Genomic DNA, 18,103 nt, shown 5'->3' on the forward strand with positions numbered 1-18,103 from the left:
TTCCCCGGGATCCACCGGGGCGGTTCCCGTTCATCGAAAGCTTGACCTTCCGGATCGACGGCTTGTTACCTGTGCGGCCGGGAGACAACCGATCACCATGAACGGACGCACATGAGCACGACGCGCGAACTGACCACCAACGACGGAGTGCGCCTGGCCTACCGGGACAGCGGCGGCGAGGGCGTCCCGCTGGTCATGCTGCACGGCTGGGGACAGACGCAGGAGATGTTCCGTCACCAGGCCGAGGGGCTGGCCCCGGGCCGGCGCGTGATCACGGTGGACTTCCGGGGCCACGGCCGCTCGGACAAGCCCCGTCACGGCTACCGCGTCGCGCGGCTGGCCCACGACGTCCTCGAACTGGTCGACCACCTCGGCCTGGAGAGGTTCGACGCGCTGGGCTGGTCGATGGGCGCCTCCGTGTGGTGGAGCTTCACCGACCGGTACGGCACCGGCCGCATCCGCCGGTTCGTCGTCGTCGACCAGCCGGCCGCGGTGGCGGCGGTGCCCTGGACGGCGGAGGCGGAGCAGCGCGCGTCCGGCGCCATCTTCGACGTGGCGGGTCTGCTGGAGCTGTGCGCCGCGCTGGCCGGCCCCGACGGCGCGCAGGCCCTCGACGGCTTCGTGCGCTCGATGTTCGACGGCGACACCGACCCGGAGCTGCTCGCCTTCGTGACCGACCAGGTCCGCGCCACCCCGGCGTACGCGGGCGTCCCGCTGCTCTTCGACCACTGCGCCCAGGACTGGCGCGACGTCCTGCCCCGCGTCGACGTCCCCACCCTGGTCCTCGGCTGCGAGGGCAGCCACGTCGACCCCGCCTCACAGGCCTTCATCGCCGAGCGGATCCCCGGCGCCGAACTGCACGTCTTCCCGGCGAGCGTCGCCTCCTCGCACTTCCCCTTCCTGGAGAACCCCGGGGCGTTCAACGCCGTCGTGGACGCCTTCCTCTCCTGAGCGCCCCCCGACCGTGCGGGTGGGAGCGGATCGCGCGGCCCCACCTTCCGCGATCCGCTCCCACCGGTCTGCGGGCCCGGTGCGGCCCGTGCGTTCAGAGCGTGCGGCGCACGCCCGCCTGCCGCTCCAGGTTGCGCAGCTGGACGGACAGGTCACCGTCGACGGCGGCCCTGGCCGGACCGCTGCGGCCGATGGGCAGCACCTCCTCGCTGCGCATGTCCTCCAGCAGCAGGGCGAAGGCCGCGTACGTCGCGACGAGCGCCACCACCAGGCCGAGGGCCCCGGAGGTGCGGGTGAGCCACTCGGCGCCGGTGAGGCCCGACAGCGCGGTGGCCGCCCAGCGGGGCAGCGAGACCACCAGGACGAACCACAGCGCGCGCTTGGGCCGGGTGACGGCGGCCATCAGCGCGCCGAAGCCGAGGAACGCCAGGTTGAACACGCCCAGCGCCCGCAGGCCGTCGGGCACACCGCTGACCATGACCAGCGCGTAGGCCAGCCAGCTGCCGGCGAACACGCCCATCAGCGTCGCCGCGATCACGTCCCGGGCGCCGAAGCACAGGACGCTCACCAGGAACTGCAGGGCGAAGGCGGGCAGCACGCACAGGGCGACGGCGCCGCGCGCCTCGGGACCGAGGACACCGAGCTGCAGACACCCCGTCATCACGGAGGCGATCGCCACCGTGAAGAAGCCCAGCGGCATGGGCGAGGCCATGGGCCGCAGGTTGATCCGGGTGATCGACCGGAGGTCCGGCTCGAAACGGCGTCCCGCGACGGCGTCCACCCCGTCGTCGGCGGCGGCGTCGGGTGAGGCTGTGGTCATCGCGCGCTTCTCTCCTTCACTGCTACTGCTACTGCTACTGCTACTGCTACTGCTCGAAGCGGAGCGGAGGAGCGTCGCCGCGGCCCGCCCGCCGTGCCGAGTGCTCGGCTCCCCCGACGCTACGACCGCCCCCGCCACCCACCTGTGCCCCCCGCGCCCCCGCCCTGGCACCACAGCGCACGCCCGCGCCCTGCGCCCCGGTCGTCCGCACCGGCCGTCACGGCGCGGGTCCTCCACGGCCGGCGTGGGGGCCGTCCGTGGAGGACCGTTTCACCTCGGGGCGCCGGTCAGTGGGGCTCGGTGGGGTTCGGTGGGGCTCAGTGCGGAGGGGTGGGGAGGTTGTTGAGCTGCAGGAGGTTCCAGTTCTGGTTCGCCGTGTTCCACGCCTCGTCCGTGGTGATGCAGTCCCACTGCTGCAGGCGGGCCTGCTGGCCGGGCGTGCCGGACGGAGCCTCCGCGTCCAGGCACCTGCCGGTGGCCCGGTTCTTCAGGACCATGACCGTGGGGAAGCAGTAACAGGTGTGCCCCACCCAGGCGGTGGTCCATTCGGCCGGTGCGTAGCCGGCGTCGCAGTACGGGTGCTGGAGCACGCCGGTGCCGTTCGAGTACGTCCCCGCGCGCCAGTCGAGCATGAGGCACTGGCCGGAGTGCCGGGCCTTGATCCGGAAGTACCCGTTCCCGCTGTCGAGCAGCTCGTACTCCTGGGAGGCGCTGGCGTTGTTCGGCCACAGGAAGACGCCGGTGAGCGGATCGGCCGAGGCCCACATGACGTCGGCGCGCAGCCCGGTCCGGACGTTCACGAGCTCGTAGCGGGTGGGTTCCGCCGCCTGGGCGGGGGTGGAGCCGAGTGCCGCGAAGACGGCGAACGCCAGGGCCGCGACGAGGGCCGCCGGGGTGAGCCGAGAGGTTGCGCGCCCGGCCGGCGCCGGCGGGGCGGCCGGCTCCGTGGCCGTGCGGGGGCGACGGCCGGGCCGTCGCGGGAGGGGTGTCCGCATGGTGTTCTCCTCCGTGGGGTGTGGGCCGAGCCGGTCGGCCCGGACGACGTCCCCCACCCTGGCCCCGCGGCCTGTGCACCAACCTTGCGGGCACCTTGCGGGCCAGCCAGCATGGGCGGTGGGGACGTTTCGCGCGCGCTGTTGATCACATGGGGGGTACATGTGGACTTCCGGCTGTTAGGCGAGATCGAGGTGCGGTCGGCGGGCCGGCCGCTCGACGTGGGGACGCCGCGGCAGCAGGTGGTCCTGGCCGCGCTGGTCGTCGACGCCCGAAGACCCATCTCCATCGAGGCACTCGTGGACCGGGTCTGGGGCCACGACCCGCCCGCCAACCCCCGGCCGGTGCTGTACGCGCACCTGAGCCGGATCCGGGGGCTGCTGAGACAGACGGCCGCCCCCGGGGACGCGACGGCGGCGCGGATCGAGCGCCGGCACGCCGGTTACGTGCTGGACATCGACCCCGAGCTGGTGGACCTTCACCGGTTCCGCCGGCTGGTCGAGCGGGTCGAGCAGGTCGAGCAGGTCGACGGCCGGCCGTCACCCTGCCGGCAGCGGGACGACAGACCGTGCGACGAGGCCCGGGCCGCGACGCTCGCCGAGGCTCTGGGCCTGTGGCGGGGAGAGCCGCTGGCCGGCCTCTCGGGCGAATGGGCCGCGCAGGTCCGGGCGAGCTGGCACCAGCGGCGGCTGGACGCGGTGGTGCGGTGGGCGCAGGCGGAGTTCCGGCTCGGCCGTCCCACCGCGGTGATCTCCGCGGTGCCCGATCTCACCGCCGAGTACCCGCTGGCCGAACCCCTGGAATGCGTCCTGATCCAGGCGCTGCACGCGGCCGGGCGGGGTGCGGAGGCCCTGGACCGCTACGGCGCCTTCCGGCGACGGCTGGCCGAGGAACTGGGCGTCGGCCCCGGCAAGGAGCTCCGGTCGCTCTACCAGAGCGTCCTGATCGGGGATCGGCACCCGCCGCGAGAGGCCTCGCCTCCCGCGCTCGCCCACCGCACGGCCGCCGCCGTCGCCCCTCCCGTTCCGGCGGGGACACCGCCGTCACCCGAGGTGCCGCCCGGGCCCGTCGACACGGCCGCGGCCGCTCCCGCGCCGTCGAGCCGGCCGCGGGTGCGGACGTCCCACCGGCGCGCCCTGCTGGCCGTCCTGGTCGCGGTGGTCCTGCCCGCGGCGATGGTGTCGGCGCGCGTCCTCCGGCCGGACGAGTGCGGCCCGGAGGGCAGCGGCGGACCGCCCGCGGCGCCGGTCGAACGCGCACGGGAACTCTTCGCCGCCGCCGAGGCATTCGACCGGGAGGGAAGGGCCCGCGACGCCCGGGCGGCCGTCGCGGACGCGGTGCGGCTGTGGGAGGAGCTCAACGGGCTGGACCCGGACCGCAACGCGCCGCCGCTCGCCCCCGCCGTCCTGCGGGCACTGGACAGGGCCGGCGTGGACTTCAGCGTCCCCCGGCCCGAACTCCTCAGCTGGCTCGGCGATCCGGTCCACACGCCCTATCCCGCGATCTCCCAGGCGATCCTGGCCCGGGGCTGGCGGTTCACGGCACCGGTCTTCCTCGACGCCGTCGTCTGGAACTACGAGCACACGCCCGGGACCGCCTCCCCCCGCGCCGCCGCCGACGTCCACACCGACGTCCTGAAGGCAGCCGTCCTGGAGCACACGAGAACCCGCCACGGCACCCCGGTGACGGAGTTCGACCACCTCCTCGCCCCCTGAGCGCCCGGCCCACGTCCCCCGTGCCCAACGGCCTCGGCCCCCGTGCCCGCCGCCCGGGCGGACACGCGGGGCCGGGAGCCGGCCACCGTGCCCGGAGCTACGGGCGCCGGGCCCTGCGCCTGCGGAGCTCCACGAGCGCCCAGCCGAGGGCCGTGAACGCGGCCGCCGCGGCGGCCGTCGGTGCGACCCGGTCCACGCCGGTGCTCGCCAACCGCGACCCGGGCGCGGCGCTCGGCGCACCCGGTGCGACCGGTGCGACCGGTGTCACCGCTGCCGCCGGTGCGACCGGCGCCGTCGGAGTCACCGCCGACGGCGTCGGCGTCGGCGTGCCCGGCGCCGTCGGCGTCACGGGTGCCACCGGGGTCACCGACGCCGTCGGCGTGGGAGTCGGCGTGGGAGTGGGCAGCAACCGGTTGACCACGGTCACGGAGACCCCGGCGTCGAGGTTCTCGTCGTTCAGCACCAGCGGGCCCGACACCGGGTCGTCCGGCGCCGCGTAGCCCTGGGGCGCGCCGACCTCCTGCCAGTGGTAGGTCCCCGGCTCGGCCGTGGACGCGCAGACGCCGTCGGCCCCGGTCGTACAGGGCTCGCCGACCCGGGTGTCGGGCTTCGGCCCCGAGGTCTGCAGCCCGTCGGCGCCGTTCGTCTCCTTCCACAGCGCGAACGCCGCCCCGGCCAGGGGCTTTCCGTCCTGGTCGTGTTTGACCACGCGCACCACGCCTTCCTGCCGGCGGAAGCCGAGGTCGAAGGTGTGGTCGTTCTGGCCCGGTCCGCCGGTGGTCAGCGTCCGTTCCGGGTAGCGGGCGCCCTCCGGGACGGTGCCCTCGGAGTCCACGAAGCGGTTGTCGCCGACGCCCGCCTCGGTCGGCACCCACCGGTACAGCGGCCCGCCCGGCGCGTGGTCCGCCGGGTTGTCCATCCTGATCGTGTACGTGGTCCTCGGCTTCAGACCGCCGGGCACGTTCGAGTCGTCGAAGTAGTACTCACCGCGCGCTGTCGTCCTCGTCGAGGCGACCGGCTTGCCGGACTCGTCGTAGAGGTTGACGGTGGCGCCGGGGACCGGACGCTGGCCCGGGCTCTGGACACCCTTGCGCTCGGCGTCGTACCAGACCCGGTTGCCGATCTGCAGCGGCGCCTGGTCGCAGAGCACCTCCAGGTCGCCCATCGAGGCGCCCTTCCCGAAGCCGGGCCTGGTGCTGGAGGAGTCCGGGGAGTTCAGGCCCAGGCCGGAGCCGACGGCCCGGGTCCCGTCGCGGCCGGTGAACATCGTGCCGATGGTCCACATGACGTCGGTGGGGTCCACCGCCGAGACCGCGATGGAGTCCTCCACCTTCGACAGGGCCATGCCGGCGTAGGCCGCGTTCGGGTGGTAGCCCTGGAAGGTGCCCACGCTGAAGAACCTGGTCCCGCGCGCGGTCGTCCCGCAGCCGGTGTTGGTGTCCATCACGTACACGCCGCCGGACAGGCACGCCTTGTTCAGGTCACCGCCGGACGCGAAGCGGTGGTACGTCGAGGGGTCCCCGGTCCGCTGGAACGCCGTCGCCTTGTCGGCGAGCCGGTCGCGGAACGCCAGCAGCATGGAGCCGTCGGTCTCGAAGGCGATCTCGGCCAGCTCCGGCTCGGGGTTGGCGTAGAACCCGGTGCCGGTGCACTCCTTGCCGTTCTGCTGGGCGGGGATCGTGTCCGTCCACGGGAACCAGCCGGCCCCGGGGCAGGGGCCGCCCTTGGCCGAGATCTCGCGCGGGTAGTCCAGGGGCTGGTCCAGCACCGCCTCGCCGAAGGCCCCCGTCACCGGGTCGAAGGGCAGGACGACCGCTCGCAGGTCCGCGGCCTTCCCGGTCGACTCGCCCGAGCAGACACCGCCGAGATACCCGACGCCGTCCTGCAGCCCCAGTCCGAACGGACGCCAGTCCACCGACGAGGGGCAGCCCGGGTCCGGAATCGCGTAGGAGGCCTCCGGCGCCGACGCGGTCGGCCTGGTGGCGTCGTAGCGGTACAGCCTGCGGTTGTTGAGGTTGACGACGAACAGGTCGCGGCCGTCCTCGGAGACCTTCAGGGCGCCCAGGCTCTCCTTGCCCGCCGCGGAGCGGAAGGCCTCGTCGGCGGCGCCGACACCGTGCACCGACGCGCCGGCGTCCGGGACGGTGGCGAACAGCGACGTCGTCCTGTTCGCCACGTCGGTGACGTAGACCGCGCCGGCGCCGCCGGGGCCGTACGCCGTGTCCCGCTTGGCCAGCGCCGAACTGAACAGCCGCTTGCCGGGCTTGCTCCACCCCAGGCCGTAGACGGTGCCGGTCTCGGCGTTCGTGGCCACATCGGTCGTGTCCGTGTTGTCGCCGCGCGCCCCGTAGGGGAACGTCACCAGCGTGCGACCGTCCCGCGGCTCGTTCGTCGGGGGCTGGCAGGCCGTGACCAGCGGCGCGTTCTTCTGGCAGTAGTCGCCGGGATTCCACAGCCCCGTGGTGTACGCCACGTTCTTTCCGCCGCCGAGGTCGACGAACTCCTCGTTGCTGCTCAGCCGGCCGGGCGCACCGTCGAGCCCCTGCCGCGACGCGAACGCCGGGAAGAGCACCCCCGGCTTCGGGTTCACGACCTGGACGCGGTACATCCCGCTCGACGACCGGGCCGCGCCCGGCGCCAGGGTGACCGTGCCGTCGACGGCCGTCACCCCGGTGACCCCGACACCGTCGTCATTGGTCAGCGTCACCGTGACACCGCCCATACCCGGCTCCAGGACCGGACTCCACACCCCGGTGGTACCGACCGCCCGAACCACCCGGACCGTCACCGCCCCGTCATCCACCTGCGGAAACGCCGCCGGAGCCGCCAGCATCGACCAGCTGCCGACCCCCACGGCGAGCACGGCCGCACGACCCACCAACCGGCGGCCGGGGTTCATCTGTTCACTTGTAGGTGTCATTCCCGCTCTCATCGTTCAGGCGAAGCGATCCGCCTTGGTGAACCGAAGCTTAAGGGCGGCTCAACAAACACCTGATCAAGTCATCAAATTGACGCTATATCAACTTTTCTCCGACCCGACGTGCGCGCAGTACGCCGACGCCCCGGACCACGAGGCCACACCCGCACGGAACGACTCGTACGCTCCGTGCGGGAGACGTGCGCCGACCGGCTCCTGCCGTCCGGGCCGGGCCACGCGGAGGAGGTCCTCGGCGGGCGGCGGGCCCGGGGGTGCTACGCGACGGGTGCGGCGCGCCTGGACGGCCGGCGGCGGCCGGAGGAACCCTGACCGTCGCGGCCGGCGGCGGCCCGGGCGTCGTCGGTGGTCCGGGCGGGACGTCCGCGGCGGCCGAAGCTCGTGGACGGGCCGCGGCGCGGCCGCTCGACGACGGGGTTGGCGATCACGGTGGGAACGCCGGTGGGCACGCGGGCACCGGTGATGCGGGCCAGGTCCTCGTCGCCGGAGCTGACCCGGGTGGCGACGGGCGTGATGCCGGCCGTGGTCATCATGCGGGCCGTAGCGCGGCGCTGGCTGGGCAGCACCAGCGTGACGACGGTGCCGGCCTCGCCGGCCCGGGCCGTGCGCCCGCCCCGGTGGAGGTAGTCCTTGTGGTCGCCCGGCGGGTCGACGTTGACGACGAGGTCGAGTCCGTCGACGTGGATGCCGCGGGCGGCGACGTTGGTCGCGATCAGCGCGGTCACCTCGCCGGTGCGGAACTGTTCCAGGGTGCGGGTGCGCTGCGGCTGGGACTTGTCGCCGTGCAGCGCCGCGGCCTTCACGCCGTTGGCGAGCAGGTCCTCCACCAGGCGGTCCGCGGCGTGCTTGGTGTCGATGAACATGATCACCCTGCCGTCGCGGGACGCGATGTGGGCGATCGTGGCGTTCTTGTCGGTGTTCTGCACGTGCAGCACGTGGTGTTCCATGGTGCTCACCGCGCCTTCGGCCGGGTCCACCGAGTGGGTGACCGGGTCCTTGAGGAAGCGCCGCACCAGGCGGTCGACGTTGCGGTCCAGGGTGGCGGAGAACAGCATGGTCTGGCCGCCTTCGGCGACCTGGTCCAGGAGCTCGGTGACGTGGGGCAGGAAGCCCATGTCGGTCATCTGGTCCGCCTCGTCGAGCACCGTGATGCCGACCCGGTCCAGCCGGCAGTCGCCGCGCTGGACCAGGTCCTTGAGCCGGCCGGGGGTGGCCACCACGACCTCCGCCCCGCGGTTCAGCATCCATGCCTGGCGGCTGATCGACGTCCCGCCCACCACGGAAACCGTCCGCAGGTGCACGGCGCGGGCGTAGGGGGTGAGCGCCTCGGTGACCTGCTGCGCGAGCTCGCGGGTGGGGACCAGCACCACGGCCAGCGGGCAGCGCGGCTCGGCCCGCTGCCCGGCGGTGCGCGCCAGCACGGCGAGGCCGAACGCGATGGTCTTGCCGGAGCCGGTCCGGCCCCGTCCGAGGAGGTCGCGGCCGGCGAGCGAGTTCGGCAGCGTCGCGGCCTGGATCGGGAACGGCGCGGTGACGCCCTGGCGGGTCAGCACCGACAGCAACGCCTTCGGCATGTCCAGCTCGTCGAAGGACCCGACGGCCGGCAGTGCCGGGGTAGTGCTCACCGGCATCGCGAACTCACCCTTCGCGGAGAGGCCTCGCGGGGCGCTCCGGGCGGAGGGACGCCGACCGTCGGCGGGCCGGGCGCCGCTGGAGCGGACGTCGACGTGGTGGTACGAGGAACGACTGGATCGGGCCATGCGGAGGACCTTCCTCGGGGCGGCACGTCACGGGGAAGGCCCCGAGGCGCGGGGCGCCGGGCGGAAGCCGCAAGGGAACGGGCCGGAAGTGTGACGAGCGGGGCGTGGACGGTGGAGCCGTGCGGCAGGTCACCTGCGGTCGGCGCTCACCGCGGAGGGCGGGAGCGGAGAACCTCGAACCATGAGCTGTCACGGCGGGCACCGATCCGGGAGCGCGGCGCTGAACGTCCCGCGCGGGGATGGCCGCCGGTGGCTGAGCCAGGGGCCTGAACGGCCGGAGGGGGATGCGCCCGGCCAGAGGATGCGCCTGGCCGGGGGGATGCGCCGTGGCGCAATGGCCGAGGGGCCCGCACCGGGCGTGTACGCGGTGCGGGCCCCTCGCTGCCGGGCGGGTGCCGTGGCAGAGGAACTACAGCGGGCGAATGTTCTCGGCCTGCGGGCCCTTCTGGCCCTGCGTGACGTCGAACTCGACCTTCTGGCCCTCGAGCAGCTCACGGAAGCCGTTGGCGTTGATGTTCGAGAAGTGGGCGAAGACGTCGGGGCCGCCACCCTCCTGCTCGATGAAGCCGAAGCCCTTCTCCGAGTTGAACCACTTCACGGTGCCATTAGCCATCAAAAATCTCCTTCAAGGGACTGTCCGAAGCACGCACAGCGCGGGCTTCGAGTCACCGCATGGAGCGCCCACCGGGGAAAGAGCCGGGGAACAAAAAATGCGCCTGCAACACATGAGCAGGCGCACACAAAGTTCATGGGAACCACTACTGCAACTACGTCGACTGTAGCAGGCCGCCACCCGATGCGGCGGGATGCTTCACCGCCGATCGCGCGGGCGCCGTCCCGTCGAACGGCCGCTCCGAGCCGGAAGAACCGTGAACACCCTTGGCGAGCAGGCCCGTTGAGCATGGGGCCGCCCCCAGTCCGGGCCGCCGGCTCCCCGGGAATCGCGGCGCGGCGCGGCGCGCCCACCGCCGCCGGCCGCGAGGACGAGGCGTGCGGCATTCCGGTCAGAGTCGAACTCGCTGGCCCCGGAAGGTCCCACACCCGCCCTTCCGGGCGCATACTGGCCGCAATGACGAAATTTGCAGCAGGTCGCCGCCCTCTGCCCACCAGCCCCTTCAAACCTCGCGCGAAGGCGCCGCCCAAGCACTTCGCCGTCGGTGACCGTGTCACCCATGACACGTACGGCCTCGGCCGGGTCATCGACGCCGAAGGGGACGGCGAGACCGCGGTGCTCGTCGACTTCGGATCACGGCAGGAGCGCATCCCCCACCCGTACACCGCGATGTTCAAACTCTGACCCCGGACGCCCCGGCGCCCGGCCGGTCGTGCCGCGCACCTCGCGGGCGGGGCACGCCGCGCACGACGGTGGGACATCACGCCGGTGCGGCAGATCCCGCATCCTCCGCCTTCGCCCAGCAGGGCAGTTGAAGGCCCCAGTCGGATTTCCGGCCGGGGCCTTCCGCAAGCCGTGGTCGCCGTTCGTCGGCACGCGACGAACGGCCGCTCCGGACCACCTCGATGGCGCCGGAACCCGGGAGAACCCCCGGCTTCGTCACGTGCATGGCCCCTGCCCGGGCGGGTAGCCGCTCGGTGCGAGGAACTGCAACGGGAGCAGGCGAACCGCCATGGAGAGCCACCTCGGCCCAGCAGCGGTCCACTACCACCGCCGTCTGGAATTCACTGCCCGGGACGGCGTGTCCCCCGTCGGCGAAGGGCGGGCGTTCACGCGTCGAACCCTGTCCGGCTGGCACCTCGCCCCGTCCGTCCTCGGCGACGACGCCCAGCTCGTCGTCTCGGAACTGCTCACCAACGCCACCCGGTACACGGCAGGCCCCCTCGCACTGGATCTGGATCTGAACGGCCCGTGCCTGCGCATCACCGTCACCGATCCCCGTTCCGGCACCGCGCTTCCCCGCCCCGGCACGCACCGGCCGACCAGGGTCGGCGGCCACGGCCTGTTCATCGTCGACCGCCTCGCCCTCAGCTGGGGCGCCCTCCCGGACGGCGGCGGCAAGGCCGTATGGGCCGAACTCCTCGTACCCTCCGGACGACCGCCGTCGTCGCCGTGCAGTCCCGCCGCCGCGACGACGGAGGAACAGCCCCGTCGCGCCTTCGGGACCGGGCTCGGACCACCGGGGCCCGGATCCACGGGCGCGCACCCGCCCCACTTCTCCGCGGCCCCGGTGCGGCCCGTCAGCGGATCCTCGGATCCGGCATGGCAAAAGCGGAATCCGGGTTCATACTTGTGGTATGTCGGATGAGCGGGAGCCTCGGACGAGCTGGACGTTCCTGACGCAGCACGCGCGCGTGCTGCTGATGATCTCCCGGGACGCGGACGTCCGCCTGCGGGACCTGGCCGCGATGTGCGGCATGACCGAACGGGCCGCGCGGGCGATCGTCACGGACCTGGAGAAGGCCGGCTACCTGACCCACACCCGACACGGACGCCGCAACCGCTACCACGTGGTCCGCGGCACGCACTTCCGTCATCCCGCCGAGGGCCACCACGAGATCGCCGGACTGCTCGCCCTGCTCGCCGATCCCGACCCCGGCGGAGAACACCAGCCCGCGACCACCACCGGTGATCACCATGACGAGCATCCGTGAAGCCGCGCCGACCCGTCTCCCGCGCCCCGCCGCACCGTGGGCGCATGCCGGCCACCCGGCCGCCACCCCCTCCCGTTGAGGCGGTGAGTCCAGTGCCCGACCCCGCCGGATCCACCCGGTACGACCGCCCCGGCGCCCCGCGCGTTCTCACCCCGCGCCTGCGGATCACCATCAGGACGCTCCCCGGGACGGCCGTGATCGTCCGCCTCGACGGCGAAGCGGACCAGGAAGACCGCCCCGGGCTGGACCACGCCCTCTCCCGCGCTCTCCGGGACCGCCCGCCCCGGCTGGTCATCGACCTGGCCGGCCAGACCTTCTGCTACTCCGTGTGCCTCAACGCCCTGCTCGCCGCCCGCCTCGACGCGAACGCCGCAGGGGTGGAGATGATGCTCGCCGCCCCGCCGCCCCAGACCGTGCGGCTGCTGAAGATCACCGGTGCCGACACGGCATTCACCATCCACCCCAGTCTGCACGCCGCCCTGGCGGGCGCCCGGCACGTCGGGTGAGGGGCCTCTCCCCATGGACGCCCCGCCCGGTCCGGCGGCCGGGCGGTTGCCCTCGATGCGTGTGATCCCGGGGACGGCCGAGCGAATGTCCGGCACGGCACCGTGCTCCTCCTGATCGGCCTGGCGCCCACCGGATGAACCTCAGGCGACTCCGCGGCTGTTCGATCCGCAGCGACGCGGAGGCCGGGAACGGTTCCGGCCCCCGGGTCGCTACCGGAGACGTACGTCGGGCCGGGGCCGGGATGACCGGACGGCCGGACGGATCAGCGGCTCACCGGTGCCGTCCCGGGGCGGAGGCGGTGCGGCGGCGGGCGGCGAGGACGGCCGCGGCGCCGACCGCGGTCAGGAGGCCGGCCCCGGCCGTGAGCACCAGGGTCGAGGTACCGGTGTCGGCGAGGCTGCCGCCGCTGCCGGCCGAGGTGCCGGTGGTGCCGACGACGGGGGCGCCGGTCGGGGAACTCGTGCTGCTGGAGGCGGTGGCGGCCGTGGCGGAAGGGGAACTGGTCGCGGTCGGTGTGCCCGTCGCGGTCGGCGTGGCCGTAGTGGTTGCGGTGCCCGTCGCGGTCGGCGTGGCCGTAGTGGTTGCGGTGGCCGTGGCGGTCGGGGTTGCCGTGGTGGTCGGGGTCGCCGTGCCGGTGGGGGTCGCCGTGGCGGTTGCCGTCGCCGTTGCCGTTGCCGTGGCGGTTGCGGTGGCGGTTGCGGTGGCCGTGGCGGTCGGGGACGGCGTGCCCGTCGCGGTCGGCGTGGCCGTGGCGGTTGCGGTGGCCGTGCTGGTCGGGGTCGGCGTGGCGGTCGGGGTCGGCGCGCTGACCAGCGCGCTGGTGGTGCCCGCACCGACCGACTCGCTGGCGTAGTTGCGGGCGTCGGCCCCAACGGTGACGGTCCCCCCGGCGGTGGGGACGACGGTGAGGGTGAGCGACACCGGGAAGGGGATACCGACCATGCTCCAGCAAGCGCCGGACGATCCGGCCGCGAAGTCGCAGTACCAGTTCTCGTCCGAGGCCCGGGCGGAGGTCACCGTCGCCGCGGCACCGGACAGGGCGATATTGACCAGGGAGGCTTTGGACTTGAAGTCGGGGCCGTTGTTGGGAAGGTCGACCGTGACGGTGTAGGCGGTGTTCACCGGGACCGGTCCGGCCGGGCCGGCGACGTGGACGACGGCGTCGGCATGGGCGGGGCTCGCGAGGGCCAGCAGGCCGAACGCGGTGGCCGCCGCGGTGAGCAGGATCGGCAGGCCGCGCCTGTCACGGCGGGCCGGTATCGCGGTGACCGTGGAACGGGACATGGGTGAGTGCCCTCCGTAGGGGGGTGACCGTGCTGCGGCAGGCCCTCCTGGCCTGTCACGACGCGGCACGGCACGGGATGTACGCTCCGCCGGACGTCAGCGGGTGACGGGAACCTGCGACGCGCGGGCCCTCGCCCCGGTGACGTGCGGTCGGCCTCAGGGCCGGACCGCAGCCGCCGGGTGATCACAACAGGAAGTCGTCCGCGCGCCGTGTACTTCCGGCTGCCGATCCTCGCACAGCATTCACAAACGGACTCCGCTTTCCTCAAAACCGGTGAGGCGGACATGACCTGACGGTCACACGGCCGCAGACCGGCGCTCGCCGAGCCAGGCGGCCATCTCGGGGTCGCGGTGGTCGAAGAACAGGGTCCTGCCGGTGTCGAGGGCGGCGGTCCGCGTCATCTGCTCGTCGGTGAGTCCGAAGTCGAACACGTCGATGTTCTGCGCCGTCCGGCCGGGGTCGACGGACTTGGGGATGGTGACGATGTCGCGCAGCACGACCCGGCGCAGCACGACCCGGGCCACGGACTTGCCGTGCGCCTCACCGGTGCCGCACCCCGTGCTCGCGCATCAGGGCGTGGTCGACGTCGCGCTGGAGGAAGGGGTGGGTCTCGATCTGGTCGACCTGCGGGACGGTCTCGTCGTCGAGGATCCGGTCCAGCAGGCGGTCGGGGTTGAAGTCGGCGACGCCGATCACCCGCGCCAGTCCCTCCCGATCGGGCGGCCGCCATGGCGCGGCACTGGCCGTAGACGTCGCCGTAGGGCTGGTGCATCAGGTACAGGTCGACGCGCTCCGGGCCGAGACGGCATCCGGTCCGCCGCCGGGAGACGAGGGGCGTCAGGCCCTGCGGGCCCGAAGGGCGTGGAGGGGCGCGACGCGCTGCCGTCGGGCGTAATGGAAGGACCGGTCCGGCGAACCGCACCGGGTGTCGGGGGCGATCGCGCCCGCGCCGATGGCACGGGGCTAGGGAGGACGCGGCGGTGAGCAGCGACGACGAGGGCCGACCGGGCCGACCGGAGGAATCCGGCGGGCACCTGCTGGGCGCGCTGCTCGACCGGGCCCATGAGCTGCCGCCCCGGCTCATCGGCCCGCTGGTCGCCGAAACGGTGACGAGGGTCGGCGGCCGGGATCCGGTGCTCCTGCTGCAGGACTACGGCCAGCTGGTGCTGGTGCCGCTGCCCGGCCAGGGGTTGGCCGCGGGGGAGCCGGTCCCGATCGACGGCACCCCCGCGGGTGCGGCGTTCCTGCGCGGTGTCCCCGTCGAGGTGCCTCGGCCCGACGGGGTGCGGGTGTTCCTGCCGTTGCTGGACGGCGGCGACGAGGTGGGGGTGCTGGCCCTCACACTGGAGACCGTCGGCGAGGACGTGCGGCCGCTGCTGCGGCGCCTCGCCGCCCTGGTCGCGGATCTGCTGGTGACCAAGAGCGGCTACACCGACCGGATCTTCCAGGCCCGGCGCCTGGAACCGATGAGCGTGGCGGCGGAGATCCAGTGGTCGCTGCTGCCGCCGCTGTCGATGACCGTGCCCCGGGTCGCGGTGGCGGGCATCCTCGAACCCGCCTACCAGGTGGCCGGCGACAGCTTCGACTACGCGCTCAACGACGACCTCCTGCACGTGGCCACGATCGACGCCATGGGCCACGGGCTGGACGCCGCGACCATGGCGACCGTGGCCATCGGCGCGTACCGGCACGCCCGGCGCGCCGACACCGGACTGGCCGAGATCTACGCGTTCATGGACCGCGCCATCGCCGAGCAGTTCGGCCCCGACCACTTCGTCACCGCGCAGATGATGCGCCTGGACACCGGGACCGGCCACCTGCAGTGGGTCAACGCCGGCCATCCCCGGCCGCTGCTGATCCGCGACCACGCCGTCGTCGAGCGGCTGGAGAGCGCCACCACGCTGCCGGTCGGGTTCGGCGGCGAGCAGCCGGTGATCAGCGAGCGGACACTGCGGCACGGCGACCGGGTCCTGTGCTTCACCGACGGCCTGGTCGAGGAGCGCGAGCCGGGCGGTGAGCAGTTCGGGGAGGAACAGCTCATCGACTGGGTCAACCGCGTCGAGCGCTCGCGGGCCGGTGTCCGGGCGACGGTGCGCGCGCTCTCCCACGTCCTGAAGGAGAGGCGGGGCGGTCGCACGAGCGACGACGCCACTCTGTTCCTGATCGAGTGGCGCTGAGCGGGCCGGCCCCCGCGCCGGCTCCCCCGCCGCGCCGGGTCGGCGGGGCGCGGGCGGAGTACCGTGGGGATATCGGAGCGGCCCGACCGCCGCTCCCCGATGGCCGGCCCTCGCCCTGCGGGGTCGGCGTGCGTCCACGGACAGGTGGCGGGCCATGTCGGACGATACCGGTGCCGCGCTCCCGGGGCTCCTGCCGGACCGGTTCCGGCAGGCCGCGAAGCCGGGAACGGTGTTGTTGCGCCTGGAGACCACACGGTCGCGCGAGGGCGTGCTCGACGGCGCGTGGTGGCCGCGTTCACGGGACGTCGACGCCGAACTGCCCGGCCTGGTGAGGGCGTTGACCGAACACCTGGGCCCCGTGGCGAGCGTCGGCCTGGACACCGAGGCCTGGGACGACGTGCCGGCCCGGCTGGTCGTCGACGGGCGGTCGGTGCGCATCGACCGGTACCCGGTCGGCGACGACACCGTGATCGTCACGCGGGGCGACCGCGACCACTTCAGCCTGCTCGTCGTCCCCCCGCGGGCGAGCCGGGAGGCGGCCCTGGCCGCGATGGCGCGTGCGGTCGAGGCCGGCGGAACCGACTCCGCGCGGCAGATCCTCGTCACCACCGGCATCGGCTCCGAGCCGCCGGGCGAGGAGTCCTGAGGGCCGGCCCCGTGGGCCGGCTCCTCGGGCAGACAGGAAAGGCGGGACGGCGAGATGTCCGTCTACGTGAAGCTCTCGGCCGACGCCCGGGCGCCGGCGGAGCCCTCGAAGGGGCCGCTGGACATGCAGTACGAGGACGGTGCGGACGGCGTCACCTTCGAGTACGACCTGCACCCGAGCGGTGCACTGCGCGTCCTGCGGGTCTTCGAGGACACGCCGTACCGGATCGAGGTCTGCTTCGGCCCCGGGGCGTGGCTCCAGGTCGTGGGCAGCTACCTGCGGAGCGGCGCCGAGTACTGACGGCGATCCGCCCCGGACGAACCGCGGGAACGGCCCGGCCGGGCCGTTCGGCCCGCAGGCCGTCGCCGGAGGGACCCGGCCGGCCCCGGTGGTCGCGCCCTCCCCCGGCGGCGTGGCGGCCGTGGTAGTCAACGTACATGCCGAAGGAGCCCCCCGGTGACGGAGACCGGCCGCGCCCGTTCGAGCGGCTGCGGCAGGCGGTCCGCCGGTCGCCGGCCGGGCGCGGCTGGGCGCGGGCCGGCGATCTCCAGCTGTCGCAGCGGTCGCTGGGCTTCGCGGCGCTCGGGTTCCTCACCCTGGTCCCGCTGCTGATCGTGGTCTCCGCGGCCGATCCGGACCGCGGCCGGGGGTTCGCGCAGTGGCTGGGGGACGGGCTCGGCGTGTCGCTGGCTTCCAGGCAGGAGGTGGAGCAGCTCTTCGGACGGCCCGGCCAGGCGTTCCGCGCCACGACGGCGTTCGGCCTCGCCGCCCTGGCGGTGTTCGGGCTGTCGTTCGGCGCGGCGGTGCAGAGCGGCTACGAGAAGGCCTGGAGCCTGCCGCCGGCCCGTTGGTGGGCCCGGTGGCGGCACGTGCTGTGGCTCGCCGTGCTCATCGGGTTCCTCTTCCTGTCCGCCACCAGCACGCTCTGGCGCCGCTCCCCGGCCGGCGGGCTCGTGGCGGCGCTGGGCGCCGTCCTGTTCGTCTGGTGGTCGCAAGGGTTCCTGCTCGGCGGACGGGTGCGTTGGCGGGCCCTGCTGCCGGGAGCCGTCGCGACCGTGGTCGGGCTGATCGGCCTGCGGCTCTTCTCCCGGCTCGTCTTCTCACCGCTGATCGCGTCCAACGCGGTCACCTACGGCTCGTTCGGGACCGTCCTGGTCATCCAGTCGTGGCTGGTCGGCGTGGGAGTCGTCGTCTTCGGCGGCGCGCTGGTCGGCCGGCTGCTCCACGAGGAACTCCTCCGCGTGACACGCGCGCCGAACCGGCACGGATGACCGGCACGGACGACCGGCACGGACGAGGCCCGCCGCCCCGGCGGGCCGGGACGCGGCGCCTGTCCACCGGTCGCGGTCGATCCGCCCGGTCCGTACCGTCGTGTCCGGGGGCCGGGATCGTCGGCACGGAGGTCAGGATGCGGCAGTACCGGTGGGTTCTGGAGACGCAGGACGACGACGGCCGCTGGTCCCGGCAGCGCGGCGCTCCGATGCAGGATCCGCTGGAGTACGACGGGCCGCCCCAGCGGGCGGCCAACCACCTGCGGGAGGTGTTCGTGCGTACGCTCTCCCGGCCCGCGCCCGGCCCCCGGGCGATCAGGATCCGCCTCTGGGAGGGCGCCGATGTCGCCGGCCCGCCGCACGCCGAGGCCGAGTGGTCACGCGAGTGACACACCCGGCCCCGCGGCCGGAGCGGGCGGAGCGGCCGGCCGCCGTT

General features: G+C 73.8%; 19 protein-coding genes. 11 read left to right on the forward strand and 8 right to left on the reverse strand.

Features of this window, described 5'->3' with window-relative positions:
• Positions 1-111: 111 nt before the first annotated feature.
• Positions 112-951 carry an alpha/beta fold hydrolase gene (locus tag ABT238_RS23275; RefSeq protein WP_350565023.1) on the forward strand — a complete coding sequence of 280 codons (840 nt, stop codon included), beginning with the start codon at positions 112-114 and terminating at the stop codon, positions 949-951.
• A gap of 94 nt (positions 952-1,045) precedes the next feature.
• Here the strand turns inward: ABT238_RS23275 and ABT238_RS23280 are convergent, their stop codons facing one another.
• On the reverse strand, positions 1,046-1,771 hold the full coding sequence (locus ABT238_RS23280) for a GPR1/FUN34/YaaH family transporter (protein ID WP_350783998.1): 726 nt from the start codon (positions 1,769-1,771) through the stop codon (positions 1,046-1,048).
• 317 nt (positions 1,772-2,088) lie between these two features.
• Positions 2,089-2,766, reverse strand: coding sequence for an RICIN domain-containing protein (locus ABT238_RS23285; protein WP_350784013.1), 678 nt, complete (start codon positions 2,764-2,766; stop codon positions 2,089-2,091).
• A 162-nt stretch (positions 2,767-2,928) separates the two neighbouring features.
• Between ABT238_RS23285 and ABT238_RS23290 the strand changes: the two genes are divergently transcribed.
• Entirely contained in the window at positions 2,929-4,479 is a 1,551-nt protein-coding gene (locus ABT238_RS23290) for an AfsR/SARP family transcriptional regulator (protein WP_350784026.1), read from the forward strand.
• A gap of 97 nt (positions 4,480-4,576) precedes the next feature.
• Here ABT238_RS23290 and ABT238_RS23295 read toward each other — a convergent pair whose 3' ends face one another.
• The 3 genes from ABT238_RS23295 to ABT238_RS23305 all read right to left on the reverse strand — a co-directional run bounded on the left by ABT238_RS23295 (position 4,577) and on the right by ABT238_RS23305 (position 9,787).
• Positions 4,577-7,201 (reverse strand): SdrD B-like domain-containing protein, encoded by a 2,625-nt coding sequence (locus ABT238_RS23295; protein ID WP_350784034.1) that lies wholly within the window; start codon positions 7,199-7,201, stop codon positions 4,577-4,579.
• Between the two features lie 470 nt (positions 7,202-7,671).
• Complete coding sequence (locus tag ABT238_RS23300; RefSeq protein ID WP_350564986.1) at positions 7,672-9,174, reverse strand: DEAD/DEAH box helicase; 1,503 nt, start codon at positions 9,172-9,174, stop codon at positions 7,672-7,674.
• 409 nt (positions 9,175-9,583) lie between these two features.
• Positions 9,584-9,787 (reverse strand): cold-shock protein, encoded by a 204-nt coding sequence (locus ABT238_RS23305; protein ID WP_344640564.1) that lies wholly within the window; start codon positions 9,785-9,787, stop codon positions 9,584-9,586.
• Between the two features lie 456 nt (positions 9,788-10,243).
• Between ABT238_RS23305 and ABT238_RS23310 the strand changes: the two genes are divergently transcribed.
• The 4 genes from ABT238_RS23310 to ABT238_RS23325 all read left to right on the forward strand — a co-directional run bounded on the left by ABT238_RS23310 (position 10,244) and on the right by ABT238_RS23325 (position 12,287).
• Positions 10,244-10,471, forward strand: a complete 228-nt coding sequence (locus ABT238_RS23310) for a hypothetical protein (protein ID WP_350564984.1) — start codon at positions 10,244-10,246, stop codon at positions 10,469-10,471.
• Positions 10,472-10,799: 328 nt separating this feature from the next.
• Complete coding sequence (locus tag ABT238_RS23315) at positions 10,800-11,435, forward strand: ATP-binding protein (RefSeq protein WP_350784071.1); 636 nt, start codon at positions 10,800-10,802, stop codon at positions 11,433-11,435.
• The gene (locus ABT238_RS23320; protein ID WP_350564980.1) at positions 11,425-11,781 is read left to right on the forward strand and encodes a MarR family transcriptional regulator; all 357 of its coding nucleotides are present in this window, start codon (positions 11,425-11,427) and stop codon (positions 11,779-11,781) included. The genes ABT238_RS23315 and ABT238_RS23320 overlap by 11 nt, the downstream gene beginning before the upstream one ends.
• Before the next feature lie 83 nt (positions 11,782-11,864).
• Positions 11,865-12,287, forward strand: a complete 423-nt coding sequence (locus tag ABT238_RS23325; protein WP_350564978.1) for an STAS domain-containing protein — start codon at positions 11,865-11,867, stop codon at positions 12,285-12,287.
• A 271-nt stretch (positions 12,288-12,558) separates the two neighbouring features.
• Here the strand turns inward: ABT238_RS23325 and ABT238_RS23330 are convergent, their stop codons facing one another.
• The 3 genes from ABT238_RS23330 to ABT238_RS23340 all read right to left on the reverse strand — a co-directional run bounded on the left by ABT238_RS23330 (position 12,559) and on the right by ABT238_RS23340 (position 14,269).
• Positions 12,559-13,572, reverse strand: coding sequence for a hypothetical protein (locus ABT238_RS23330; RefSeq protein WP_350784119.1), 1,014 nt, complete (start codon positions 13,570-13,572; stop codon positions 12,559-12,561).
• A 297-nt stretch (positions 13,573-13,869) separates the two neighbouring features.
• Positions 13,870-14,097, reverse strand: coding sequence for a hypothetical protein (locus ABT238_RS23335; RefSeq protein ID WP_350564975.1), 228 nt, complete (start codon positions 14,095-14,097; stop codon positions 13,870-13,872).
• Between the two features lie 16 nt (positions 14,098-14,113).
• Positions 14,114-14,269: a hypothetical protein gene (locus ABT238_RS23340; protein ID WP_350564973.1), complete on the reverse strand. Its 156-nt coding sequence runs from the start codon at positions 14,267-14,269 to the stop codon at positions 14,114-14,116.
• A gap of 284 nt (positions 14,270-14,553) precedes the next feature.
• On the opposite strand from ABT238_RS23340, the gene ABT238_RS23345 reads away from it, so the two are divergent.
• From ABT238_RS23345 to ABT238_RS23365, 5 genes are all read left to right on the forward strand, one after another.
• Positions 14,554-15,750 (forward strand): PP2C family protein-serine/threonine phosphatase, encoded by a 1,197-nt coding sequence (locus ABT238_RS23345; protein ID WP_350564972.1) that lies wholly within the window; start codon positions 14,554-14,556, stop codon positions 15,748-15,750.
• A 154-nt stretch (positions 15,751-15,904) separates the two neighbouring features.
• Positions 15,905-16,396, forward strand: coding sequence for a DUF5994 family protein (locus ABT238_RS23350; protein ID WP_350784162.1), 492 nt, complete (start codon positions 15,905-15,907; stop codon positions 16,394-16,396).
• A gap of 54 nt (positions 16,397-16,450) precedes the next feature.
• Entirely contained in the window at positions 16,451-16,696 is a 246-nt protein-coding gene (locus ABT238_RS23355; RefSeq protein ID WP_350564968.1) for a class I SAM-dependent methyltransferase, read from the forward strand.
• 137 nt (positions 16,697-16,833) lie between these two features.
• Entirely contained in the window at positions 16,834-17,667 is an 834-nt protein-coding gene (locus ABT238_RS23360; RefSeq protein WP_350564966.1) for a YhjD/YihY/BrkB family envelope integrity protein, read from the forward strand.
• 137 nt (positions 17,668-17,804) lie between these two features.
• Entirely contained in the window at positions 17,805-18,056 is a 252-nt protein-coding gene (locus tag ABT238_RS23365) for a hypothetical protein (protein WP_350564965.1), read from the forward strand.
• Positions 18,057-18,103 lie beyond the last annotated feature (47 nt).

The organism is Kitasatospora sp. NPDC001527, from assembly GCF_040298605.1.
Lineage (GTDB): Bacteria > Actinomycetota > Actinomycetes > Streptomycetales > Streptomycetaceae > Kitasatospora.